Raw genomic sequence first — 24,608 nt, 5'->3', positions numbered from 1 at the left:
GGTGTTTGGTATACTCCCGCGCATGTTAAAAAATATTTCTCCCCTCATCAGCCCCTCCCTGCTGAAAATCCTGGCGGAAATGGGGCATGGCGATGAAATCGTCTTTTCAGACGCCCATTTTCCCGGCCATACCTTCAACCCCACGGTACTGAGGGCGGACGGGCTGGGAGCGGACGCCCTGCTGGCCGCCGTCATCCCCCTCCTTGAACTGGACGCGTACGCCACTCCCGTCATCATGATGGCTCCGGTTCCGGGAGACTCCCTGGACCCCGCGGTGGAGGCCAAGTACCGCAAGGCCCTGAACTATGAAGGAGACATTGAACAAATGGAGCGCTACGCCTTTTATGAACGGGCCAGAAAGGCCTATGCCGTGGTCATCACCGGAGAAACCGCCAAATACGGCAATATCATCCTGAAAAAGGGCGTTACCCCCATCTCCTGACACTTGCCTACGCAGACAGACAAATCCATGCAGTACGACTTTGACGAAGTGATCGACCGCCGCGGCACCGGCGCCCTGAAATATGAAGCCCTGCTGCCCCGCTGGGGCCGGGATGACCTGCTCCCCCTGTGGGTGGCGGACATGGACTTTAAAACGCCCCCGTTCATCATGGAGGCCATCCGGCGCCGCTGTGAGCATGAGATCCTGGGGTATACCGTCAAGCCGCGCGCCTTCTTTGAAGCCATCCGGGACTGGGTGGGGCGCCGCCACGGCTGGAAGGTGCGCGCCTCGGAAATCGGCTTCGCGCCTGGCATCGTTCCCGGCATATCCAGCGCCATCCAGTGCTTCACGGAACCGGGGGACAAGATCATGATCCAGCCCCCGGTGTACCATCCCTTTGCCATGATTATCCGGGAAAACGGACGGGAAATCGTGAACAACCCCCTTATTCTGGAAGAAGGGCGCTACCGCATGGACTTTGACCGCATGCAGGAGGCCGTCCGCGGCTGCCGCATGTTCATCCTGTGCAATCCCCACAACCCCGGAGGCCGCGTGTGGAGCCGGGAGGAACTGCGCCGCGTGGCGGAAATCTGCGCGGAAAGCGGCACGCTGGTTGTCTCTGACGAGATTCACGCGGACCTGGCCCTCCCCGGCCACACGCACACCGTGTTCGCCACCGTCTCCGGGCAGGCGCGCATGAACTCCATCACCTACATGGCGCCCAGCAAGGCCTTCAACGTGCCCGGCCTGGGCAGTTCCTACCTGGTTTGCCAGAATCCGGCCCTCTTCGGGAAATACCAGAGCTTTGTCAGCGGCAGGGAGCTGGCGGAAGGCCACGTCTTTGCGTATGAGGGGCTCATCAGCGCCTACTCCGGCCCGGAAGGGGAGGAATGGCTCCAGCAGGCGCTGGACTACATTCAGGAAAACATCCGCTTCATTGACCGGGAACTGCGCCGCCGCATGCCCAAAATCAAGGCCATGATTCCGGACGCCTCCTACCTGGTTTTCCTGGACTGCCGGGAACTGGACCTCTCGCAGAAGGAGCTGGTGGAATTCTTCGTAGACGGAGCGCATCTGGCCCTGAATGACGGCTCCATCTTCGGCAAAGAGGGAGAAGGCTTCATGCGCCTGAACGCGGGCTGCCCGCGCTCCATCCTGGAACGCGCGCTCAACCAGCTGGAAGAAGCGTACCGGAACCGCGGCTTCTGACGAGAGAAGCTTCAAGGCCGTCCGGCACGGTTGACGCCAGCAGAGGGAACGCCTGGTTTCCGACCGGTCACAGCCGGAGCCCGGGAAAAGAGTTGGAAAACCCATTTACACGGGAAAACCATCACTAAATGGTTGTTCCCAGGGAAAAATGGATTACGATGGCGGATGATATGAATAGAATTGCCTTTTCCGTTATTTTTGGGTTTTCTCTGATAACTACCGCACTGACAATAGGTTCAACTGGTGGAGATGAAAAAATGGTTGCCTTTTTCTCCCTCCTGCTTGCTGTTGTTTCATTCATCTTTTTCATCATTTCCTACGCGAAGCAGAATTAACCCTGTTCACATCAGGCACAGGCACGGTCAAGCGCTCTTTTCCGCGCCATTCAGGGGTTGTCCGGAAAAAACTGAGGGGAACGCCGCAGCCTTTTGTAGTATTAAAAAATACACGGTTAAAGGCTACGCTCAGGAGAATTCCCCCCTTGTTCATCTTCGTTCTCCTGCGCTCATTTTCTTTTCAGTTGCAGCAAGGGCCTTCCACGCTCCTGACGGCTTGCATTCAAACACGGCCTTTCGCTTCCCAAACACTGGCAGGGAGTGACTTTACTTGCAAAATAAAAGGAAAGGAGTATCGTTCCCCGCATGTACTACATCACCACGGCCATTGATTACACCAACGGACCGCCCCACATCGGGCACGCCTATGAAAAAGTCCTTGCGGACGTTCTTGCGCGCTGGCACCGGATGAAGGGGGAGGAAGTCTATTTCCTGACCGGGGTGGACCAGCACGGGCAGAAAGTACAGCAGACGGCGGAAAAACTGGGCATTACGCCGCAGGAACACGTGAACAACATCACGGCCAAATTCCTGGCCCTGTGGGAGCGCCTGGGCATCAGCAATGACGGGTGGGCCTCCACCACGGACCCGCGCCACAAGGCCTGCGTGCAGAAAATCCTGACGAACCTGAAGGACAAGGGGCAGCTTTACAAAAAATCCTACAAGGGATTCTACTCCGTGCGGCAGGAACAATTCCTGACGGACAAGGAACGGGACGCGGAAGGCAACTTTGGCCCGGAATGGGGTGAAGTGGTGGAACTGGAGGAAGAAAACTGGTACTTCCGCCTCACGGACCATGTGGAGTGGATGAAGCAGTTTATGGAAAAGAGCAGCAGCTTCGTTCTTCCGGCCTTCCGGAAGGCGGAAGTGCTCAACGCCATTGACTTTGACTCGGACCTCTGCATTTCCCGCCCCAAGAGCCGCCTTTCCTGGGGAATCGAACTCCCGTTTGACCCGGAATTCGTCACCTACGTCTGGTTTGACGCCCTGATCAACTACGTCTCCTTCGCCGGTTATCTGGCGGAACCGGACAGCGGGCTACCGGAATTCTCCAAACTCTGGCCTGCGGACTGCGAAGTGATAGGCAAGGACATCCTGGTGCCCGCCCACGGCGTGTACTGGCCCGCCATGCTGCACGCCATGGGCTTCTCCGATGAGGAAATGCCCACCCTGCTTGTGCACGGATGGTGGAACATCAACGGGGAAAAAATGTCCAAGTCCATCGGCAACGTGGTGGACCCCAACCTGCTGGCGGAACAGTTCGGCCCGGAACCCGTGCGCTATTACCTGGTGCGGGACATCACCACCGGGAAGGACGCCAACTTTGACGCGGACCGCCTGGTCATGCTGTACAATACGGAGCTGGCCAACGACCTGGGCAACCTGTGCAACCGCTCCATCAACATGACGCGCCGCTACTGCGACTCCGTCATCTCCGGAGAAGAGGAGTATGATGACGAGGCCTCCAAGGCCCTGCGCGTCACCATGGACCAAGCCGTCACCCTGTTCTCCAAATCCATGGATGACAACATGGTCTCAGACGCCCTGGCGGCCCTGAACGCCCAGGTTTCCGCCTGCAACGCGTACATTGAACAGCAGCAGCCCTGGCAGCTTGCCAAGGATGAGGCCGCCGCGCCGCGCCTCCGCTGCGTGCTGCGCCACCTGCTGGAATGCTGCGCCCAGACGGGCTACCTCATCGGCTGCGTCCTGCCGGACGCTTCCGCCCGCATCCTGGACCAGTTGAACGCCGCGGACCTGTTCCGGGACCGCACGCCGTCCTCCCTGGCCTGGGGAATCCTTCCCTCCGGGCACCGCATCAATGACCCGGCCCCCGTCTTCCCCCGCATTCTCTCGGAAGAGGAAAAGGCCAAACTGGCTGAAAAAGCGGCCAAGGCGGCCAAAAAACAAGGCTGATTCCCGTGAGTTCCTCCGCTTCCTTCGTCAAATCCCTGCTGGCCCAGTGCTGCCTGGGCGGCATCTGTGAATGGGTGGTCTGCCCCGGCGCGCGCAACATGGCGCTGCTCCAGGTACTGGCCGCCGCGGAGGACCTGGTGAAATGGACCCACTTTGACGAACGGTCCGCCGCCTTCTTCGCGCTGGGCCGCATTCAGGACATGGGGTTGCCCGTGGCCGTGGTCACCACCTCCGGAACGGCGGCGGCGGAACTGCTCCCGGCCGTAGTGGAGGCATACTATGAGCGCCGCCCCCTGCTCCTGCTCACGGCGGACCGCCCGGCGGACTACCGCGGCTCCGCCGCTCCGCAGGCCATTGAACAGGCGGACATCTTCGGCGTTTACGCGCCCACGATTGACCTGGAAACGACGGACAGCCTGCCGGAAGACATTCTGGAAGACTGGGATTACGCCTCCCCCCTGCACATCAACGTCTGCCTGCCGGACCCGGACCCCGCCTGGAACCCCGGCGACTGCGACCTTTACCCGGCGGAACCGCCGGAAGACAGCGGCTTCCGCGGCTCCCTGGCGGAACTGGCCCGGGCCCTGCGCTTCAAATCGCGCGACGGGCTGGTGGTCATGCTCGGCGGACTGGACCCCACGGAACAGGCTCCTGCCCTGTGGCTGGTGAATGAACTGAAAGCCCCTGTGGTGGCGGACGCCACCTCCGGCCTGCGGGAGGAACTGGCGCACCTGGCCCTGACGGACGCGGACGCCCTGCTGCGGGAAAACCCGCCCGCCGTCCTGCTCAGAATAGGGGACGTGCCCGTGGCCCGCTTCTGGCGTGACCTGGAGGACATCCCCTCCACGGAAGTTTTTTCCATCACCCGCACCGGTTTTTCCGGACTGGCCCGCCCCTCCACCGTCGTCACCGGAGGCCTGGAAGACATTCTGCACGCGCTGGGGGATGTGGACACCGTGGGGGACGTCAACGGCCTGCGCGCCATGAACAAGCGCAAAAAAGCCCTGATGGAGGAACTGCTCATCACCTGCCCGGACAGCGAGCAGGCCATGGTGCGCGCCTTCTCCTGCTTTGCCGCGGACGGCGACTGTATTTACCTGGGCAACTCCATGCCCGTGCGGTACTGGAACAGCTTTGCCCAGACGGCCATCCCCACGGAAAACGTACGCGCCAACCGGGGGGCCAACGGCATCGACGGGCAAATCGCCTCCTTTCTGGGCGTCTCCGCCCGGTGCTCCCGCTCCTGGGGACTCGTGGGAGACCTGACTGCCATGTACGACTCCAACGCGCTGGCCCTCCTACCCCAGCTGGACAAGGGAACCCGCGTTCTCGGCGTCATCAACAACGGCGGCGGCGGCATCTTCCGCGCCCTGCCCGGAGCGGCCAGCCATACGGAAGCCATGCGGAAGCTGCTCGTGCAGCCCCACGCCCATTCCTTCAAGGCTATTGCGGAACAATGGGGCATGCGTTACCTGGCGGTCCGCACGGCGGAGGACTTCGACCAGCTTGACTCCCTGGCTGAAAACAGCCAGACGCTTGTGGAGCTCATCCCGGACACGGAGCAAACGGAACACGTCAGAACCGCGCTGGCGGGAAGTTGAAGATACGGTTTGCTTGCCGGCGTGGTTGCTAAATTCCTCCGTTGCGCTCCGCATGGAATTCAGGTATGAAGAGCGGGCAACCGGGATATCCCGGTTGCCTGGAATGCGCCGAATGAAGCCCGTCCCTGTCTACAGACGCATGGAGCGTTGCAAGCCATAACCGCTTTTCCGTATTGATGCGGGCAGCAGCTTCACAGCCTCTCCTGTTACCCTCCGTCAACTCAACCTGCCCATCCCGGCGGCGCGGGCTTTTCCCGCTGCCTTTCCGCATACGGTGCAAAACGGTACAGGAGTTTCAGCATCCGCCGCTCTTCCCCATTCCGCGCTTTCCTCTCTCTTGCCGCCATGGCGGCGGCATCCATGCGCGGCTGGAAAAACCAGGATTGCTTTCTGTCCAGCACTCCATCCCGGTAGACCAGCAGGGCCGTACCGTGACCGGAAGCGTCGTAAAACAGGCACCGGGATTCCTTCTTCTCCACATTCTCATTAATTTGCAGGGAAGGATGCGGGCCGCCCTTTTCCGGAAAGTACATGACGGAAACGTAAACAGCCTGCTGCCGCCCCTGTTCCCGGTGGTCCGGGAGCTCCTTGTCCGGCAAGGGAATCTCCTCTATTCTCCACCAGAGTAGACGCCCGTCTTTCATGCCCCAGGTATGGCGGGTATACGACCGGAGGCCGGAGAGGGCCCAGGATTCATCCCTGCATGCAAAAAGCCCCTCAGGTTTGTGGGAAAAGGTCCACTCATTGAAGTTCCGTCCGTCCGGGAAGGAGACGTCGCAAATTTCCCCCATCCTCTTCCCTTTCGGGTCAAAGCAATAGGACGTGCGGTACAGCGCCTTGGCCCTGCCCGCCTTCCACGCGCCGTATCCCAGCCTGACCACCGTGGAGGAACGGTGATCCACCGTCACCCGGCACAGCCCCGGAAAGAATGGCTCCGGAATGCCCACCTCATCAAAAAGAATGAAGGACACGGTGCCGTCCAGGTGAACCTGCACCGCTTTCCAGCCTTCCTCCTCCTTCCAGGCGGCATCCGGCACCAGGCCCAGGCCGTCCTTCTTCGCCTTCAGGGCGCAAGGATCATTCGCCAGCCGTCCCGCCGCCAGATAACGGTCACAATCCTCCCAAGTCCGGGGAACAGCCTCTTCCCACTTCTCCGCCAGCATTTCCGCCATCGGCAGGCAGTCGGAAGACGGGAGCACGGGAGCAGGTTCCGCCGGAGCGGCGGAAAGCGCCCAGGCGGATGAGGCACAGACAGCTAAAATAACATTCAACAAGGCAGCACCATGAACAGACATGTCTGCCCATTTCATACGGCAGGAAGCCCCGGTCCGCAATCCTCTTTTCCGCCTCCGGGCATATTTGAAGCGAAGCGGTATCCCTGCCATTAAAAAACCTCCCTGCCCGGCAAAAAAAACCGGGCGGAACATGACGTTCCCCCGGTTCCGTGCAGCCAGCGGCATGCGTTTTCCGGCCCTGCGCCGGAGACGGTTAAAGGTAGCTGCGCACCACGCCGGAGACGCGCTCCCGGGCGGCGGCAATGCGCTTGCGCAGTTCAAGCGTATAGGCCTCCATGTCCCGGATGGGGGACTGGGCCACTCCGGAGATCATGGCCGCCTGGGCCACTGCCGGGCATTCCCATTCAATGATGCGGGGATCAATGGGCTTGGGAATCACGTAGTCAATGCCAAAGCTGAGGGGAGCGCCCCCGTAGAGGTCAACCACCTCCTGCGGGACAGGCTCCTTCGCCAGATCAGCCAGGGCGCGCGCGGCCGCAATCTTCATCTGTTCATTAATGACGGTAGCGTGCACATCCAGCGCGGCGCGGAAAATGAATGGGAAGCAGGAGACGTTGTTCACCTGGTTGGGCCAGTCGGAACGGCCGGAACCCATGATGCAGTCCGGACGGGCCTTCTTGGCGTCCTGGTACGTGATTTCCGGGTCCGGATTCGCGCAGGCGAAGATGATGGGGGAAGGAGCCATGAGCTTCACCATGTCCTGCGTGAGCAGCCCCTTGGTGGAAAGCCCCAGGAACACGTCCGCCCCGGTCAGAGCTTCATCCAGCGAGCAGTCCTCCGACTGGGAGAACTGGGCCTTGGTGGCGTGCAGGTCAATGCGTCCGGTATGAATCAACCCCTTGGAGTCAAACATGTAAATGTGTTCACGGCGAACGCCCAGCGTCATATAGAACCTGGCGCAGGAGATGCCGGCAGCCCCGGCTCCGACGACCACCACCTTCATATCTTCCAGCTTGCGGCCCGTCAGTTCCGCGGCGTTCAGGAGGGCCGCGCCGGAGATCACGGCCGTGCCGTGCTGGTCGTCATGAAAGACGGGGATGTTCATTTCTTCCCGCAGGCGGTCCTCCACCATGAAGCATTCCGGGGCCTTGATGTCTTCCAGGTTGATGGCGCCGAAGGTGGGCTCCATCGTCTTGATAACCTCAATCAGCTTTTCCGGCTCCTTCACGTTCAGCTCAATGTCAAAAACGTCAATGTCCGCGAACACCTTGAACAGGACCCCCTTGCCTTCCATCACAGGCTTGGCGGCGTCCGGCCCGATGTTGCCCAGGCCCAGCACGGCGGTGCCGTTGGTCACCACGCCCACCAGGTTGGAGCGGCCCGTGTACAGGGCGCTCTGGGAGGGGTCCTCCTTAATGCGGAGGCAGGGTTCGGCCACGCCCGGGGAATAGGCGAGCGTCAAATCCCGCTGCGAAAAGCAGGGCTTGCAGGGCAGCGTCTCCACCTTGCCGGGGCGGGGCTGGGAATGGTACTGCAAGGCATCTAATCTGATATCGGAACTCATGATCGTAATGAAAAAACGGAAAATCGAGCCTTGCTTGCACCACATAATCACCATGGGTTCAAGCAAATAATCATTTAATCGCGTCACACGCCGGGATTGAAAAACGGCTTTTTACATTGAAAGAGGCCTCCGGGTGTGGTAATAACTAGCCGGATTATCAATTGCCTCGTGACCATGGAAACTACGCCTCCACTGCCTTCCGGATTTAACATCAACGGCTATCTTATTCAGTCCCTGAAGCAGACGGATTCCCTCTGCCACGTTTACTACGCATCGGACGCCAACCACGTCCAGTACCTGGTCCGCGAGTTCTGCCCGCAGGGTCTCGCCGTGCGCGACCCTGAAAGCGGAAAACTGCGTTATCCGGAAACCACGGACATTGAACAGGAAGTCCTCCCCCTGAAAAACGATTTTGAAGCCCAGTTCCGCACCGGCTCCCTGGGAGAAATTCCCGCCCTGGGCACCCTGTACCTGGTTTATGCCCTGCCCGGCGTCCATCCTGGCGCGGAACAGCCCGCGGCTCCGGCTGGACCGGTGGAACCCCTCCAGCGCGACCAGAGAACCTTGGCCACTCCCGGTCCGTCGGCAGCCCCGGCACACGCCATCCCTCTTCCCCAGGCCCGGAAAAAGAAAAGCTCCGCCGGGCTATGGATTCTCCTCCTGATTCTGCTGGGAGCCGCCTACGGCCTTTACCATTACACGCAGACCCCGGCAGAAGACCCCGCCGCTCCGCAGGAGTCCGCCAAGCCCCAGCACAGGAAGGAAAAGAAGGAAGCCCCCAAGGCGGAAAAGAAAGCCGCCCAGCCCGCCGTGGAGGCGGAAGACCCCTTTGAACAGGAAACCGCCGCCGCGGAAAACAATGCGCCCGCTGCGGAAGAACAGCCGCAAGAAGCCCCGCCCGCAGATGCCCCTGCGGAGGAGGACGGAAACGATTCCGCCGTTTCAGCCGATGAACCTGCTCCGGAACCTGAAGAAGCAGCGGAAGATTCCGAAGCGCCCGCTGCGGATGCCGCCGCGGAAGAAAAACCGGAACCCGCCGTTCCCGCCAAACAGAAGGAAACTCCCTCCGCCGCCCCGGCGGCACACGCCGCCGCCAAGCCTGCACCCGCTGCGCGCCCGCGCGGAAAAGCCGTAAAGCAGACCACCAACATGGGGGACGTGAACGCCTACGTGAAGAAATTCGCCAAGGCGATGACGCTCAACCAATGGAGAAAGCAGTACGCCAACATGTACACCAGCTGGTTCGGCGGCAATGAAGAAGTAGCCAAGGGCTGGATCACCACCTTCGGCCCGCTGGGCTTCCGCGCCCGCGGACTGGACTCCTCCTGGCCGGACGCCAATTTCCGGAGCTTCGTCCCCAAGCCCCTTCAGGATCCCAACGGAGAACCGATCGCCAACATGTACGTGGTCACCCAGGTGATTGAAGGCTCCCCCGCAGAAAAATACGTGAAGGAAGGCGACGTCATCCTGGGGATTGACGGCCAGCCCTTCAAGACGTCCCTCAGCCTGGACGTGCCGTACGGCCCCTACCAGCACCAGGACAGGCGCGGCCTGGACATGCACGCGGGCCTTCTGGTGGACAAGGCTGAAGGCGCCGGAAAAATCACCCTCAATGTCATCCCCGCGGAAAACGTGGAAAAAATCCAGGGCGTTCCCCCGCTCTGGAAGGAAGTCTTCCGGGAGGAACGGGCCAAAAAGCCCATTGCCCTTTCCATTCCGGTAAAGGGCGGGCAGCAGCTCCGCCTCCATGTGGATGACGGAGGCAACGGCATCGGCAGTGACGGCTTTGAATGGTCGGACCTGAGGCTGGAAGGCTCCGGCGCGCCCATTCCGCTGACCAAGCTTAAGCCGCTGCAATACAGCGTGGGTTACGGGGCGGCCAAATACGATCCCGAACGCAAGGTGTGGCTGGCCCACGCCGTCTCCTCCCTGGTCTTTGACATCCCCAAGGGGGACTGGAAGCTGAAAGGCACTGGAACGCCCGGCGGCGCGGCTTCCGTAGGCGTCACGGTGCAGGTGGGCGGCTCCTCATCCCTGCCGGATGAAGTGAAAAAATACGTGAAGAATGTCACGTTCAAGATCCCCCAGCTGGGCACGTACGCGCCCGGTTTCCCCAAAAACTGCGCCAAGAGCAAGGCCGTGGTCCACATGATGAGTGAATGGCTGGCCGCCCAGCAGCGGGAGGACGGCTCCTGGGAGCGCCCGGGCGGCTATTGCGGCAACCATTATGATACGGGCTGGGCCGGACTGGCCCTGATGGCCACGGGCAACCCGAAGTATGACCCTGTCATCAAAAAAGCCGCGCAGTACATCGCCTTCTCCGGCTCCCAGTGCTGGTGGGCGGTCCCCCAGGCCTCCGCGGGCATCTTCCTGTGCGAATACTGGCTGCGCTACCGGGACAACTCCGTGCTCCCGGCCATCCGCAACGGCGTGCAGCGCATGAAGAATGAAGTCCTTTACGGAGACTTCGTCACCGGGCACGGCATCCATCCCGGCTACGCGGGTACGGGCGTCAGCATCGGCGGCTCCCACATGTGCCTGTTTCTGGCGCTGGCCAGCAAAACCCCGGCACGGACGGAAGACGACGTGCTGGACAAGATGATGGACCATGCCCAGTCCATCTGCCCCACCGGCATGGGCCCCTACGGCCGCATGACGGAGGCCTTCACCTTTGAGCCCAACCGCCAGTGCGGGGGCACCTACTCCGGCCGCCACGGTCCGTACTACATTGCCTCCCTCATCTGCGGGGGGCCCGAGCTGTACACCAAGAACAGCCGCATCATGTATGGGGAAGGCCCCATCGGCGGGTGCGACCAGGGCCACTCCTCCGAGACGCTCTCCATCATGTGGGCCCTCCCCGCCTACTGGCGCACGAGCCCGGAAGTGTACTACAAAAACATGGAGGCCTTCCGCTGGAAGCTCACGCTCCTGCGCCCGTTTGACGGCGGCATGATGCAAAACCCCAACCGCCTGGAACTGATGACGGCGGACCCCGTCATAGGTACCTACATCCGCACCAGCGTCTGGATCACGGCGCTATGCGCGGAACGCCAGAACCTGGCGATCACGGGCAAGCCGGAATTCCAGGCCAAGAGCTTCCGTAAGGTCCCCCCCATCATTGACACGGAATCCCGCTTCCTGAATACCTACGTCCGCAACTGGTCCATGGTGAACGCCGCGCTGGGCGCCAAGGCGCCCGGTTCCCTGAAATCCGCCATCCGGGAGCTGAAAAACGTTCCGGTGGAACAGGGCAGCCGCTTCAAGCTCATGAGCATCGTCAACTCCCGGGCCCTCCCCATCGCCAAGGCCATCATGGGCATCCCCGGCCTGGACCAGCTGACCAAGGCTACCTGTGCGGAAATGATCCTGGGCATGGACGTGCGTATCTTCTTTGAACCCAAGCGGAAGGACGACAAGCTCCAGCCGGGGGAATACTCCCTGAACGTGGACGTCCAGCAGCCGCTGGGAGGCCGCGCTCTGGGGCTCCAGCGTGACAAGGAGCTGGAAGGCAAGGCCAACTCCGCCTACAAGTACGACTTTGCCGGCACGGTGCAGTTCAGTGATACAACCACCTTCTCCCCCATGGAGACCATCTCCTGGACTCCCGGTTCCAAATTCGGCGGCCAGTGGAACGTATACTCCTACAAGAAGGACCTCAGCGGCCCCACCCAGCCGGGCGTACAGAAAATGAGCGCTAAAATCAAATGGCGCGTGAATGATCTGGACGTGGAATATGACCGCCCCATCGCCGTGGGCGGCTTTGAAGTGGGATGCGGTGAAAAAGCCCATCCGGTCACCAACTGCAACCACCTGTGGGTGCCGGGCATCCTGATCCGCGACCACGGCAACTGGGGCTGCTCCTTCCACCTGCCGGACGGCACGTACATCTCCGCCGCCTCCCAGGGCAACCAGATTGAGGTGTATGATGAAACGGAGAAGAAGAAGGAAAAAACCTGGGTCTCCCCGAACGATTCCTGCCTGACGCAGGGCTCCCGCTGCCTGTTCCGCGTTTCCACGGACTGGCACGGCCTGGAATGCCGCGTGCGCGAACTGAAGCTGCTGGGGAGCGCCACGGAGGAAGTCACGGATTACAAGCTGAAAGCCTCCACCGGAGGCCATGTGGACACCGCCAAACTGCTGGACCGGGACGCCACCACCATTGAGGAACTGGACGCCTCCCCCACGGAAGACGAGCCCCTGGTGCTGGAACTCACCTTGAAATCCCCCGCCTCCCTGCGCGCCGTGGACATCAAGATTGAAAAAGGCTACAACCGCCTCGTCATTGAAGCCAACAAGGGCGGCAAGTGGATTCCCATTCACTGGGGTTCCCTGGGAGCCGCCACCGCCGGCGTCAGTGATGCGCAGAAAGCCATGTACGCCAATGAGCCGGAGGTGCTGCGCATGCTCCAGCTTCCGGGCAACGGATTCATCAAGTGCATGAGGACGTTTGAACCCGTTACCACCAACAGGCTGCGCGTCAAGCTCTTCCAAAAGGGCGGCAAGGTCCGCCTGGCGGAACTGCACGTGTACAAGGCGGACACCGCCAAACCGGCCGCTTCCAGGCAAATAGCCACAGCCAACTGAAGCAGGACCCCCTTCCCCTCCAGGCGCCGCCGCACCCATGGTGAGGCGGCGCCTTTTAATGGGAATCCGGGAAAATGCCGCATGCCATGCGGAACTCCCGGCACGTTTTTTCCGGAATATCAGTACCTCTGCACGGGGGAGGAAGGCAAGCCGTTCTCCGCGCCGTCATCCGCCAGCCGGCACAGAGCCTCCGCACGGCGCAGGCAGGAATCCCACAGGGAGGAATTTTCCGGGAATGGGAAGCACAGGGCGTCGCTCAGCTTCTCCACCCGTTTGGAGGAATCCTCCCGGTCGTAGGCGTTTATATCCTCCAGGCGGGCGGCCAGACCGTCCAGCCAGGGGAGGGGTTCATGGCAGATCAGGGGGAGGTCGCACCCGGCCCTGAGGGAAAGCAGGGCGGCTTCATCCGGAGCATGCTGCGCCGTAATGGCCCCCATGCACAGGTCATCCGTAAACACTACGCCCTTGAAACCGAGCCGGTCCCGCAGTAGAGTCCCGATTACCCGCCCGGAAAGGGTGGCCGGATAATCCGGATCAATCTGCGGCAGCATGATATGGGCGGACATGATGGCGGGCAGTTCCGGACACAGCGCCAGGAAAGGCAGCAGGTCCGTCTCAAACAACTCCCGTTCATTCAGGTCAACCACGGGAAGACCGAAATGGGGGTCCGCCTGGGCGCGCCCCATGCCGGGAAAATGCTTGCCGCAGCTCTCCACGCCGCCCCGGCGCAGATTGGCGGAGTAAACGCCTCCGCGTGAAATCACGTCCTGGGCGTTATCCCCCCAGCAGCGGCCCGGCAGCGCGTTGGGGGCGGAAGGATCATGGCAGATGTCCAGCACCGGGGCAAAGTTCAGGTTCACTCCCAGGCAGCGGAGCGCCAGGGCCGTCACGGCGCCCAGCTCCACGATGCCGTTAAAACCGCTCCGCCGCGCCAGAGAAGCCGGGGAAGGAAGATTCAGGCCCAGGGCTGCGGTGCGCACCACCCGGCCCCCCTCCTGGTCAATGGCAATGACGGGATGGTGGCGGCAAAGCTTCCGCAGCGTTTCCGTCAGCCTCCGCACCTGCTCCACGGAAGCCACGTTCCGGGAAAACAGGACGAAGCCGGCCGGCTGCAAACGCAGGATGCCCGCCTCCTCTTCCGCGCCCACTTCATGGCCGCTAATGCCGATCAGGGCGGGGAGCATGAACGGAAAAAAGATTATTTGCCCAGGAGGGACGTCCGGGTGTACAGGGTATACACGGGAATACCGCGTTCCTCAATCGCCTGGCGGCCGCCTTCCTCACGGTCCAGCAGCACCAGAGCGGCGGCAACCCTGCCCCCCTCCGCCTCAATGGCGTCAATCGCCTTCAGGGTGGAACCGCCCGTGGTAATAACGTCGTCCACGACGATGACGGTATCCCCCGCCTGGAAATTGCCTTCAATGCGGCGGCCGCGGCCATGGTCCTTCGGCTCCTTGCGCACGGTGAATACCTGGAGCTTCCTTTCTGCCCCCTCCAGGGCGCTGGTCATGCCGACGGCCAGGGAAATGGGGTCAGCACCCATGGTCATGCCGCCGATGGCCGCAACCTCCGGAAAACGGGGAAGAATTTCCTCCTTTGCCAGCTTCCAGCCCAGCGCGCCCACCAGCGTGGCCCCCACAGGGTCCAGGGCGGTCATGCGGCAGTCCACATACAGGTCGGAAACCTTGCCGGAGGCTAGCGTGAAAGTTCCCGTGCGCACGGATTTTTCCAGAAGAATGCTTTTCAGAAGGTCGTATTGTTCGCTCATGAAGATAGGGATGGATGAAATGGCTCCGCCGTGTATAGCAGATGCCCCCGGAATAAGCAACGGATAACAGCATGCAAATCTTGACAAAAAGGCGGAGAGGCTCCATAACCTGCCTGTCATTCCCCCGTTCCCATGAAATCCGGCATACTGGCATTAGTTTCTATCAGTTCCATTCTCGTTTCCTGCAATCCGTACGGAAGGCCCCCGCTCTTTGATAAAATAGCCGGGAAAATTCAGGGCGCGTCCGGACAGGACAGCTACCTGTCCGGCGTGGGGACCACCTCCGGCGTCAACACGGAGCTTCCGCCGGAAGCCCGCCTGGGCCAGGGATACTGGGACCTGCCGTCAGGCATCCAGGGGGAAAAGCACATCATCATTGACCTCAAGCAGCAGAAAGTCTTCTACTACGTAGGCGCCACGCTGGTGGGCGTATCCCCCATGTCCTCCGGCAAGGAAGGCTACGGCACCCCCAGGGGCACCTACAAGATCATCCAGAAAGACGCCAACTACAAGTCCGGCACTTACGGCGTTCTGCGCAGCAGGGCCACCGGAGCCGTGGTAAACGGGGACTATAACGCCCGGTCCAGCGGCGCGCCCGCGGGAACATACTTTGACCCGGCGCCCATGCCCTACTGGATGCGGATTACGGGCGGCTACGGCATGCACGTGGGCTTCGTCACCGGGTACCCGGTCAGCCACGGTTGCGTGCGGCTCCCGGCAGACATGGCCAAGACGTTCTTTGAACACACTCCCCTGGGCACCAAAGTCACCATCCGGTAGCCCACGTCTGCGCCCTCCCGCCGCAGGGATGGCAAAGGCCCCCTTCCAGCTTCCGTAAAACGGGACGTTCCGCGTCCCGGAGGCGTTCCGTTTCATCCTCCGGCTTATGGCACAGCTTCCGCACTCCGGAATTGACAAACGGTTCAGTATCTTTTTAAATACATGAGTCTTTGATCTTTTGATTCGTCATGACAATCCCTCAAACCCCAGCCCTCCCGTCCCACTTCAACATAGGCGGTTATAGAATCACGGCGCTTGTGGAAAGCGGTCCGGATTACAACCTGTACCAGGCCCTTTCCCCGGAAGGCCAGGCCGTGCTGGTGCGTGAATTCTGCCCCCAGGGCCTCGTCACCCGTGACCTGGCCAGCGGGGAACTTTCCCCCGCTCCGGGAAATGAAGCTCAATTCGCCCAGGCGCAGGAAACCTTTGAAGCCCAGTACTCCGCCAATGCGGAAGGCAAGCTGAGGGGCTTCGGCACCGTACTTTTCCTCTACCCGCTGGCACAGCCGCAGGTTCAGGCTGCGGCACAGCCCCAGCCGGCTGTAGCGCACGCCCAGGCCTTGCGCCCGGCCAAAAAGCCGCAGCAGCCCCAGCTCCGGAAACCCGTGGCCGGGCCGATCACTCCCGGCGCGCCGCTGCCCAAGGTAAAGCGCTCCGGCGGCTTCCCCGTTATCACGGTCATCGTTACCGGGATGCTCGTCCTCTTCGGCTTCCTGGGCTACCAGATACTCAAGGACAAAAAGGAACCCGTCGCCAAAACCGTCGCGCCCCCGGTAGTGGCTCCGCCCAAGCCCAAACCCAAGCCCGCTCCGCCCAAGCCGGAACCCGTGGTGGTTGCCCCGGAACCGGAACCCATCGTCGTGGCTCCTGAACCGGAACCTGAGCCCGAGCCGGAACCGGTCGCGCCCGATCTTTCCCCCTCTCCGCAAGTCATCGCCATGGAAAAGGCGCTGCGGGACGAAGCCATGGCCTCCAAGGGCAAATTTTCTGAAAAACTTCTGGCTAAATACCCCCTTTATGCAGAAGCCTACGTGCGCGACTACGTGAAAAAGCGCGGCGGCGCCTTCTCCCCGGACTTTGAAAAATGGCTGAAAAACACGAAGAACAACCGTGAAGTCTTCGCCATGTTTTTCCCGCCGGACCCCAGCGTCGCCACCAATGTGGCCTTCATGATTGATGAACTGGGCCTGGAAACAACGGAAAAATACAACCAGCTCGTGCTGGCCTTTGCGGTGGGCCGCCGCGAATTCGGCATGGGCGCGTTCGACCTTACCCAGCAGGGCCGCTATATTGACGCCTTGGGCAAACTGAACGGCCTGAGGTCCTCCGGCGCCATGCCTCCGCCTGCGGACCTGTACTGCGCCGGAAAACCCCCCGTGAACTGGTACGGGAACGCTCCGCGCACGGTGGATGAAGAATGCTACAAGAAGGTGGAAGCCTACCTGGACCGCAAGAAAATCACGCCCAAGCAGGCTTGGATCAACAAATACCCCACCGTCTCGGAAATCGGGGACACTGCCATCACGGAAGGCAACCTGGCCGGGTTCCTGCATGAATACCTGTACCGCCACGGCCAGCTGAGGCGCAAGAGGGACCCGTTCCCCACCCCGGTGGAATTTTTCACCTACCTGGTGGACAAATATGAAAACTGCAGCAAGCTGCGGGACGTGGACCACAAGCGCGTGGAATGGACCGGCGTCTCCCTGGAAGGGACGCCCTGGCCAGCCATGATGGCCCTTTCCGAAACGCGCCCCCTGCGGGAATGCGACAGCGTATGGGAACGCTACATGGGCCAGCGCGGCCCCACGCGCCTGTGGCTGTACGGCCCCTACCGCATGGATGACGACAAGGAGCCCCCCATCCTCTTCAGCTTTGACCCGGACCCGGAATGGTCCCGTGAATCCAATGAACGCAAGCTCCATGAAGGCGGCGTGTGCGGCACCATGTCCCTCATCTCCCGCAACTCCCAGATTGCCCGCGGCATTCCCGCCGCCCCCGCCGGACAACCCGGCCACGGCAACCTGATGACCACCAATTTCAACGGCAACGGCTGCTGGCTGAGCGTAGGCCAGAGCGTGGACACCCTGAAAGCCACCACGGGATTCTGGTACTTCCGGGACTCCAAGGCGCCGCGCACCGGCAACGCGGAATACCAGTCCGGGCTGGCCCTGTCCATGAACATCGACTACGAGAAATTCATCGACAGCCGCTTCGCCATGAACATCTACAAGCTGGCAGGCAAAAGCTCCTCCACGGAAGAAGCGGAAGACGCCTCCGCCGCCCTTCCCAAGGAATTTACCCAGACCGCCATGAGAACCATCCTCAAGGCCAACCCGTTCTATACGGAAGCCTGGTACACCCTCTTCAAGCAGGCTCCCCAGGACCTCATGGGGGCTACCAAGATGGTGGATGAAGTACGTGAGGCCCTTCCGGACGGCATGGGCATCAGAAAGCTCTGGAAAACGCGCAAATACGTCTCTTCCGTAGGCCGCGGGGACAAAAACGGCAAGGAAATGCTGGCCAACCACGCCAAGGAATACGTCAATGTGCTCTGCTCCGTGATTCTGGAAAACGCCCTGAAGCAGGAACATGACTACAAGACCTTCCAGTGGGCGGACCTCATGTCCTGGCTCAAATCCGAGTCCAAGCGCAACTCCTACCCGGAACCCCAGGCCGCCTACCAGATAGCCTATGCCAAGGCCCAGGGCACGGACAGGCTCAAGAGGACCGTGGACAGGGGCTTCAAGAAAGTCCTCAACTTCTACCGGGATGAAAACAACGTTCTGAACGCTCCCAAGGACGTGGATCAGGAGGAAATGTCCTTCTCCCTGGACGCCCTGTGCCTGGCCCTGCCCAAGGAGGAACTGATACCCTGGATGAAAAACATGGTGGACACCTGCCCGGACGGGTTCAGGTACAAGCCCAAGAACAAGAAGGAAACGAAAATTCACCCCTTCTACAGTGCCCTGACGAAGAACTACATGTCCCTGGCCGACGGTACGGAAAAATCCCGCGTCAAGAAGGAGATGAAGGACTCTTCCGACAGGATTCTGGAACTCTCCCAGAAAAAGAAGGGCGAGGGGGAAGAAAACTCCGGACGCCGCCGGAGACGCTGATTTCCTCCGTCCCCCGTGCATCTTTACGTTCACATCCCCTTCTGCCACCGCATCTGCCCGTACTGCGCCTTCTTCAAGCACACGCCGGCCTCCACGGACATGAAGCTCTTCATCCGTGCGCTGGCGCGGGAGGCTGAATCCCGCGCCGCGGCCCTGTCCATGGACCGCGGGGGGGAAACGGCCACACTCTACTTCGGCGGCGGAACGCCCTCCATGCTCTCGGACACCCATCTGGGGCGCCTGATGGAAACCCTGGACCGGCTGATTCCCGTGGACAGGCTGGACGAATTCTCCTTTGAGGCCAACCCCGCCACCTTTACGGAAAAAAAAGTGCGTTTCTGGCGCAGCCTGGGCATGAACCGTATCTCCCTGGGCGTGCAATCCCTGGATGCGCGCATCCTGCGCCTGCTGGGGCGAGAGCACACGCCGGAACAAGCCCTCCACTCCGTGGAAATGCTGAAAAACGCGGGCATGCCCCAGGTCAACATGGACCTCATGTTCGCCATTCCAGGGCAGACGCTCTCCACCTGGAAGGCCACCCTGCGTGGAGCCGTCCGCGCCGGAACGGACCACATCTCCGCCTACAACCTCACCTATGAGGAAGACACGGAATTCTTCCGGAGCCTGCTCAGCGGGGAAAAAAAGCAGGATCCGGACGAAGACGCGGCCTACTTTGAACTGGCGGAAACCATCCTGGAAACGGCGGGCATGCGCCATTATGAAACCTCCAACTACGCACGGGAAGGCTGCCGCTCCCCCCATAACATGGCTTATTGGAAAGGCGAGGACTACGTGGGCATAGGCCCCGGCGCGGTCAGCACCATCAACGGCATGCGGTACTCCAACACGCGGGATACGGACGCCTACATACGCAGCACGCTGGAAACCGGCCTTCCCCTCTCCGACCAGGAACCCGTCACCGCGGAAGACTACCGCCTGGAACGCATCGCCCTGATGCTCCGGACGGATGAAGGGCTTCCGCTGAAATACATCCTCCCGGAATACCTCCCCCTGCTGGAACAATACCGGGAACTGGGCTTGGCGGATATTTCCCCGGAACAACGGCTCATCCTGAAAGGCCGCGGCCGCCTGCTGGTGGACGCCATTGCCGCGGAGCTGTGCTGAATGGCATTATTTTTCCAACTTAATATCAATAAGTTGGAAATAAATTAAAAAATGTTTAAAATTGATTTCTTGACATTTTTCAATTTTTTATCTTCCATTATACCATAAATAGACAGATATGTTCCATGCATCCGCTGTTCAGCATTTCCTCTATTTCTTTTCTGGCAGGACTTGTTCTCCTGTTGCAGGCCTCCTTTAACCACGCATGGGGAAGTAGTAAGCCGTCGGCATCACCACAGGAGCCCCAAACGTTCATCCTGCCCCTTTACCTGGAATCCGCGCCTCTTTCTGAAAAAAGGCAGGTCTTCCGGAAATCCCTATCCGCCTTTCCTTTTGCTAAAAAGAACCCGAAAATCCATCAATTTGTCCGGGAATATCCGGCTTTGACCTTTGACGAAGGCGTATCTCTTTTCGTTCAACGGACCGCCATGGGACAAACGCCTGGTGATGTTTGTGCCCGCCTCAATGAATTGACAGCCCTGATGCAGCATAAAAATATGCAATCAAGGCAACGCCGCTCCTGCCTTACCGGATTTTTGGAAAATGCCTTTCTCCGGACGTACTCCGCCCGGTACTCCCCCATGGACATGGAAGCTTTATCGCTTTGCGCCCTGATGGAACTGGAAATGGAGGAAGGATGCCCATTGATCCTTCGCTCCCGCATTTTAAAAATTTGGGAAAGCGCGGGGATATCCATGGAAAAAGGAACCGGCCTGCAAAGAAAACTGGCGGCTCTTTTATTTATAAGGACACTGCGGTACGGAAAAGAAGATCCTTATTTAATGGCCCGTTGCGGATACCGGTTAGCCAATCTTTATATACGCATGAAAGAACCTCAAAAAGCCCAGTGGGCAGCATCCTTTATTCCGCCTATTCGGGGCATGGAAGGCTCCCGTGCTTTAATCCGGAAATGGACAACACCCGCTTCCAACAAAAAAAAGCGTAAAAAATAATCTCATTCAACCTGCCTGATCATCATATGGACAAAGCATTCATCTCCCGATGTTTTTTTCAAATGCCGGTTTTGCTTGCAGTTGCCGGCATTGCTGCACTATCTGTCCTCCACGCAAAAGGACAACAAGTTTATGAAGGGAAGACAACATTGGAATATTCCCTTTCTCCGGTTGAAGTGGTAACCAATCTTTCCCAGCTTGCAGATAAATTGAAACAATGCTGCGCCGGAGAACTGAAAATCCCCAATACGACGGAAGTAACCGATCCCAAATCACCCTCCACGATCCCATATAACGGAAAAATTTCTCTCAAGGATTTTAAGGATGAACGTATTTCCCAACCTACCACGGTTGCCTGGCTTTCCCTGATTTCCGATGACGGCTGCGACATCACTTATACTACGGAACAAGGAGAAAAAACAGATTGGCTGAAGGAACATGGACAAGGACATGACATTTCCAAAGGACGCCGGGACTGCCCGCATGTCCTGAAAGCGGGATCTTATCAATTCCAAATCAAATATTCGCAAACCTATTACAATCCCAAACCGGGCACAAGTGACCTGGACGGCATCAGCCTTGTAGTCGCTCCCATTGTCGTTGATGTGTGCCTAGGGGAAAAAACGGCGCCCGCCCGCAAAAGCCATCTCTTTTTGGAGAAAAAAACCCAGCTCCGGCTTGCTATTAATAAAACTTACCTGGCGAATGGCCCTTCTGAAGATTCCGGAGGCGTCCCCATCAAATGGGAAGCTCAAACTTACTCCAAATGCCCTCAGCGATTTAATGGAGTCATTCTGGCACGCAACCATACGTTCCAACCCAACAATGGCGCCTGGAAAACCATCGGCAAAGGGCCATGCATCACCTATACTCCGGCAGAAGTAGAACTAATCCGTGTAACAATTGGTGACAAAATCTTTTATTATGAAGGGATTCCCAATCGACTGGGTGAAATTTACTGGGCCATCCGGCCCTGCCAGGGCTTGCCCATGGCAAACCATCATTTTCTTCTCTTCGTTCCCGACGACCCGGAGAAATTAGATCTCCCGAACCCCGGACTTGCCAACTGCACCGCCATCCCCAGAATGAAAATCATCACTATTGGCGGGGATGCAGGGCCGGAAATCAGGTATAAAAAGACGCTTCAGCCGTATTCTTCCCACGGAATAACTAGATACAAAACCGTGTACACTCCGCTGTCCTCCCCGTTTAAGCAAGCTAGTGCATACAGTAAATATGCTTCATGTCTAACTAATATGGTCTATCATAAAAACGACCAGCCAGACATACTAGCTGTAGAAAATTGGTACAAAAATCAGCACAAACAACATTTTACTAACTTCACAGATATTATTGGCGTGAAAAATAAAGAATACTTCCAGAAGGTTCTTCATTTCGCTCAAAGTTACGATGAACAAGAACGGTATTTTACAAATCCCCTGACCAATCATGACCCCAAAAATACAGATAATGGTTCAAATTGTGCATCGCTCGTCGCCTCTATTTTACAATATACCGGAGCCACTTGGGAACAAATACGCCAAGCTGCCGATACAGACGGAATTGATGTAGGAGACCAGCATCTTATTCCAGCCAACCATTTCACCCCATAAATTGATCTTTTATGATACATTTAAAAATTACAACATTTGTACTCCTTGCTCTTGTTTACTCCTCAATTTGCCATGGAGATACATGCCATATCAACGGAGTAAGCCAGGAAGACCTGAAAAACCTTTCTTACGACCCTCCGAGCAACGAATTGCTCTCCAGAGAACAAGACAAAAAGGCATGGCAGACTTTCACTGAAAACTATGAAATCCCCATCCGCAAGGTGCAGAATTGGTACAATTCCATTGTCGATAAAGAATCCGCTGATGCCGCAGCTGATTCTTTCAACAAGGATGTTCTGCCTATTCTTAAAAAACTCACAGGGCGTTCTGCAGATATGAAAAAGCAGGCACTTGCTATTCCAGCTTCTCCTGAAATGCAGAAGTTCATATTTTTACGTATCTCCCAGCTGCAGGGACGACTGTTAATTATTTTTCTGCCTATGCAAAATGAAGAAAAAGTGAGCCCTGAGACATGCTACCACGGAAGCAGCAAACTTTTTGAAACTATTCTAGGTTTAACATCCCCCTCCATGATAGATATCTCAAAGTTTATTGAATCACAGAACGAATCCCAAGAAAGTTTTGAAGCTGCTTTCGAAGGACCATGGGCTGATATTCCATCTTCTTAAAGAAGCAGTTTCCTGAATTGTGCTGATTGCTATTTCCTGCCCCCCTCCCCTGTCAAGTTGGTAAGGAAGAAATTCGTGTACTTGCTATTCAATTTTTCTCTTTCTTTTATTCTTTTGCCTCACTTACGTGCTCGCATCCTGGAAACGCCACAGATCAATAACTTAGCTGTTACGCAGGGAAAAGTTGCAGAAGAAAATGTTTATTCTCCTTCATTCAGGAACCCTGCCATCCTTCAATATTTGACGATTATGAAATACTCCATCATCCTTACATTTGCATCTCCCCTCCTTATTTATTGTTCAGCATGCCATGGAGACGAATGCCAAATTAACGGACTGGAACCGGAAGTATTGAAAAACCTTTCCTATGAACCGCCCGGCAAGGAATTGCTTGCCAATGAACAGAATCAAAAAGCATGGCAGACATTCGTTGAAACCTATGAAACGCCTGTGGGCAAGGTACAGGATTGGCACAATTCTATTGTTGATAAAAATTCTGCCGATGATGCAGCTAAATCTTTCAATACAAAAGTTTCGCCCATCCTTAAAAAACTTACAGGGCCTACCGCCAAGATGAAAAAGCAGATTCTGTCCATTCCTTCATCAGCGGAAATGCAGAAATTCATCCTGCTGCGTATCCTACAACTTCAAAGTCGGCTGCTCGTCATTTTCCTCCCTATGCAGGCTGAAAGAGAAACAGATGAAAATACTTGCTATCGAGGCAGTACATTGCTTTTTGAAACAATTCTTGGACCTAATACTAAATCTGCTCAGGACATTGCCCAATTTATTGATTCCCAGTATGAATCCCAAGAACACATAGAAGCTTCATTCAAAGAGCCTTGGTCCACGCCCTCCGAATAAACTCATTAACAGGGTAGCTATTCCAACCTTTATTCCGCGCAAAATGTGAAAAATACGGGAGGTTTCGCTTTTGGAGGATAGCAAGCTAACACGGAAATACATCCTACCGGAATTCCATCCGCTGTTGGAACAATACCGGGAACTGGATATGGCGGACATTTCCCTGGAAGAAAGGCTCCCCCTGAAGGGCCGCGGCCGCCTGCTGGTGGACGCCATTGCCGCGGAGCTGTGCTGACGGAAGGGATTTTTCCCTGTAAAAAACGGCGAACCCCGGAATTCATGAAAAGCTGTCATGGAAATATTCAGGCCGTACAATATTATTCTTGGCATTTTATGATTCAGAGGCTATCTTTCTTACAGACAACGGTGTCTGCGTATTCGAATTTTGCCTTCTAATCCCGGCTCTTCGGGAATGCATTCAGGAGTAATCAGAGCACATTGTCTTTTGATCATATGAACACAAAAATGTACGTAGGGAATTTGTCCTTCAATGCCACCGAACAGGACCTGATGGATTTGTTTGGTTCCCATGGCGAAGTGACGGAAGTATTCATTCCGACCGACCGTGAATCCGGTAGACCCCGGGGTTTCGCATTCGTGACCATGGAATCCGCGGATGCCATGAACAGCGCCATTGAGGCCCTGAACGGCAATGAATTTCAGGGACGCCCCCTGGTTGTCAATGAAGCCAAGCCCCAGTCAAACACGGGCGGCGGTTTCCGCGGCAACGGCGGCGGCAGACGCGACAATAACGGCTACGGCCGCAATCGCCGCTAAGGGAAATTGAGGGAAGGGCATTTGCCTCTCCCTGATCACCACACTTCCAGTAAGGCCCGGTGCTTTCATGCTCCTGGCCTTATTATTTTTTATAGCCAT

The 24,608-nt window shown here is 58.1% G+C and carries 17 protein-coding genes; 13 read left to right on the top strand and 4 right to left on the bottom strand.

Annotated features, from left to right (window positions below):
* The first annotated feature begins 22 nt into the window (after nucleotides 1-22).
* The 4 genes from fucU (at nucleotide 23) to menD (ending at nucleotide 5,501) form a co-directional block, all read left to right on the top strand.
* Nucleotides 23-442 (top strand): L-fucose mutarotase, encoded by a 420-nt coding sequence (gene fucU / locus CXU21_RS01605; protein WP_102713268.1) that lies wholly within the window; start codon nucleotides 23-25, stop codon nucleotides 440-442.
* Nucleotides 443-469: 27 nt separating this feature from the next.
* A complete protein-coding gene (locus CXU21_RS01600; protein WP_102725410.1) occupies nucleotides 470-1,651 on the top strand; it encodes a MalY/PatB family protein in 1,182 nt (393 codons plus the stop codon).
* Between the two features lie 641 nt (nucleotides 1,652-2,292).
* On the top strand, nucleotides 2,293-3,900 hold the full coding sequence (locus CXU21_RS01590; protein ID WP_102724804.1) for a class I tRNA ligase family protein: 1,608 nt from the start codon (nucleotides 2,293-2,295) through the stop codon (nucleotides 3,898-3,900).
* A 5-nt stretch (nucleotides 3,901-3,905) separates the two neighbouring features.
* Nucleotides 3,906-5,501, top strand: coding sequence for a 2-succinyl-5-enolpyruvyl-6-hydroxy-3-cyclohexene-1-carboxylic-acid synthase (gene menD, locus CXU21_RS01585; protein WP_180972576.1), 1,596 nt, complete (start codon nucleotides 3,906-3,908; stop codon nucleotides 5,499-5,501).
* Between the two features lie 221 nt (nucleotides 5,502-5,722).
* Here the strand turns inward: menD and CXU21_RS01580 are convergent, their stop codons facing one another.
* Both CXU21_RS01580 and CXU21_RS01575 read right to left on the bottom strand, forming a co-directional pair.
* Complete coding sequence (locus CXU21_RS01580) at nucleotides 5,723-6,796, bottom strand: hypothetical protein (RefSeq protein WP_146016657.1); 1,074 nt, start codon at nucleotides 6,794-6,796, stop codon at nucleotides 5,723-5,725.
* Nucleotides 6,797-6,989: 193 nt separating this feature from the next.
* Nucleotides 6,990-8,300 carry a malic enzyme-like NAD(P)-binding protein gene (locus tag CXU21_RS01575; protein WP_102713914.1) on the bottom strand — a complete coding sequence of 437 codons (1,311 nt, stop codon included), beginning with the start codon at nucleotides 8,298-8,300 and terminating at the stop codon, nucleotides 6,990-6,992.
* 174 nt (nucleotides 8,301-8,474) lie between these two features.
* On the opposite strand from CXU21_RS01575, the gene CXU21_RS01570 reads away from it, so the two are divergent.
* A complete protein-coding gene (locus CXU21_RS01570; protein WP_102724802.1) occupies nucleotides 8,475-12,884 on the top strand; it encodes a DUF6288 domain-containing protein in 4,410 nt (1,469 codons plus the stop codon).
* A 119-nt stretch (nucleotides 12,885-13,003) separates the two neighbouring features.
* Here the strand turns inward: CXU21_RS01570 and nagZ are convergent, their stop codons facing one another.
* Both nagZ and pyrE read right to left on the bottom strand, forming a co-directional pair.
* Complete coding sequence (gene nagZ, locus CXU21_RS01565) at nucleotides 13,004-14,068, bottom strand: beta-N-acetylhexosaminidase (protein WP_102724801.1); 1,065 nt, start codon at nucleotides 14,066-14,068, stop codon at nucleotides 13,004-13,006.
* A 14-nt stretch (nucleotides 14,069-14,082) separates the two neighbouring features.
* Nucleotides 14,083-14,652, bottom strand: coding sequence for an orotate phosphoribosyltransferase (gene pyrE / locus CXU21_RS01560; protein ID WP_102713282.1), 570 nt, complete (start codon nucleotides 14,650-14,652; stop codon nucleotides 14,083-14,085).
* Nucleotides 14,653-14,784: 132 nt separating this feature from the next.
* Between pyrE and CXU21_RS01555 the strand changes: the two genes are divergently transcribed.
* From CXU21_RS01555 to CXU21_RS01520, 8 genes are all read left to right on the top strand, one after another.
* Nucleotides 14,785-15,432, top strand: coding sequence for a L,D-transpeptidase (locus CXU21_RS01555; protein ID WP_102713284.1), 648 nt, complete (start codon nucleotides 14,785-14,787; stop codon nucleotides 15,430-15,432).
* Between the two features lie 188 nt (nucleotides 15,433-15,620).
* Entirely contained in the window at nucleotides 15,621-18,548 is a 2,928-nt protein-coding gene (locus CXU21_RS01550; RefSeq protein ID WP_146016902.1) for a hypothetical protein, read from the top strand.
* A 15-nt stretch (nucleotides 18,549-18,563) separates the two neighbouring features.
* Nucleotides 18,564-19,673: a radical SAM family heme chaperone HemW gene (gene hemW / locus CXU21_RS01545; RefSeq protein ID WP_102724799.1), complete on the top strand. Its 1,110-nt coding sequence runs from the start codon at nucleotides 18,564-18,566 to the stop codon at nucleotides 19,671-19,673.
* Between the two features lie 125 nt (nucleotides 19,674-19,798).
* Nucleotides 19,799-20,626 carry a hypothetical protein gene (locus CXU21_RS01540; protein WP_102724798.1) on the top strand — a complete coding sequence of 276 codons (828 nt, stop codon included), beginning with the start codon at nucleotides 19,799-19,801 and terminating at the stop codon, nucleotides 20,624-20,626.
* 26 nt (nucleotides 20,627-20,652) lie between these two features.
* Nucleotides 20,653-22,239 (top strand): hypothetical protein, encoded by a 1,587-nt coding sequence (locus tag CXU21_RS01535; protein ID WP_102724797.1) that lies wholly within the window; start codon nucleotides 20,653-20,655, stop codon nucleotides 22,237-22,239.
* An 11-nt stretch (nucleotides 22,240-22,250) separates the two neighbouring features.
* Nucleotides 22,251-22,868, top strand: coding sequence for a hypothetical protein (locus CXU21_RS01530; protein WP_146016901.1), 618 nt, complete (start codon nucleotides 22,251-22,253; stop codon nucleotides 22,866-22,868).
* 114 nt (nucleotides 22,869-22,982) lie between these two features.
* Nucleotides 22,983-23,732, top strand: a complete 750-nt coding sequence (locus CXU21_RS01525) for a hypothetical protein (RefSeq protein ID WP_180972575.1) — start codon at nucleotides 22,983-22,985, stop codon at nucleotides 23,730-23,732.
* A gap of 453 nt (nucleotides 23,733-24,185) precedes the next feature.
* A complete protein-coding gene (locus tag CXU21_RS01520; protein ID WP_102713290.1) occupies nucleotides 24,186-24,509 on the top strand; it encodes an RNA recognition motif domain-containing protein in 324 nt (107 codons plus the stop codon).
* Nucleotides 24,510-24,608: the final 99 nt, after the last annotated feature.

This window comes from Akkermansia muciniphila (assembly GCF_002884975.1).
Classification (GTDB): Bacteria; Verrucomicrobiota; Verrucomicrobiia; order Verrucomicrobiales; family Akkermansiaceae; genus Akkermansia; species Akkermansia muciniphila_C.
The sequence above is the reverse complement of the archived record's forward strand: the minus strand, read 5'-3'. Positions and strand labels throughout refer to the sequence as shown.

What these genes read in the sequence shown, in the direction of transcription:
- fucU (WP_102713268.1), top strand. Translation starts at nt 23, where the DNA reads ATGTTAAAAAATATTTCTCCCCTCATCAGCCCCTCCCTGCTGAAAATC.
- CXU21_RS01600 (WP_102725410.1), top strand. Translation starts at nt 470, where the DNA reads ATGCAGTACGACTTTGACGAAGTGATCGACCGCCGCGGCACCGGCGCC.
- CXU21_RS01590 (WP_102724804.1), top strand. Translation starts at nt 2,293, where the DNA reads ATGTACTACATCACCACGGCCATTGATTACACCAACGGACCGCCCCAC.
- CXU21_RS01580 (WP_146016657.1), bottom strand. Translation starts at nt 6,796, where the DNA reads ATGTCTGTTCATGGTGCTGCCTTGTTGAATGTTATTTTAGCTGTCTGT.
- CXU21_RS01575 (WP_102713914.1), bottom strand. Translation starts at nt 8,300, where the DNA reads ATGAGTTCCGATATCAGATTAGATGCCTTGCAGTACCATTCCCAGCCC.
- CXU21_RS01570 (WP_102724802.1), top strand. Translation starts at nt 8,475, where the DNA reads ATGGAAACTACGCCTCCACTGCCTTCCGGATTTAACATCAACGGCTAT.
- nagZ (WP_102724801.1), bottom strand. Translation starts at nt 14,068, where the DNA reads ATGCTCCCCGCCCTGATCGGCATTAGCGGCCATGAAGTGGGCGCGGAA.
- pyrE (WP_102713282.1), bottom strand. Translation starts at nt 14,652, where the DNA reads ATGAGCGAACAATACGACCTTCTGAAAAGCATTCTTCTGGAAAAATCC.
- CXU21_RS01555 (WP_102713284.1), top strand. Translation starts at nt 14,785, where the DNA reads ATGAAATCCGGCATACTGGCATTAGTTTCTATCAGTTCCATTCTCGTT.
- CXU21_RS01550 (WP_146016902.1), top strand. Translation starts at nt 15,621, where the DNA reads ATGACAATCCCTCAAACCCCAGCCCTCCCGTCCCACTTCAACATAGGC.
- CXU21_RS01540 (WP_102724798.1), top strand. Translation starts at nt 19,799, where the DNA reads ATGCATCCGCTGTTCAGCATTTCCTCTATTTCTTTTCTGGCAGGACTT.
- CXU21_RS01535 (WP_102724797.1), top strand. Translation starts at nt 20,653, where the DNA reads ATGGACAAAGCATTCATCTCCCGATGTTTTTTTCAAATGCCGGTTTTG.
- CXU21_RS01530 (WP_146016901.1), top strand. Translation starts at nt 22,251, where the DNA reads ATGATACATTTAAAAATTACAACATTTGTACTCCTTGCTCTTGTTTAC.
- CXU21_RS01520 (WP_102713290.1), top strand. Translation starts at nt 24,186, where the DNA reads ATGAACACAAAAATGTACGTAGGGAATTTGTCCTTCAATGCCACCGAA.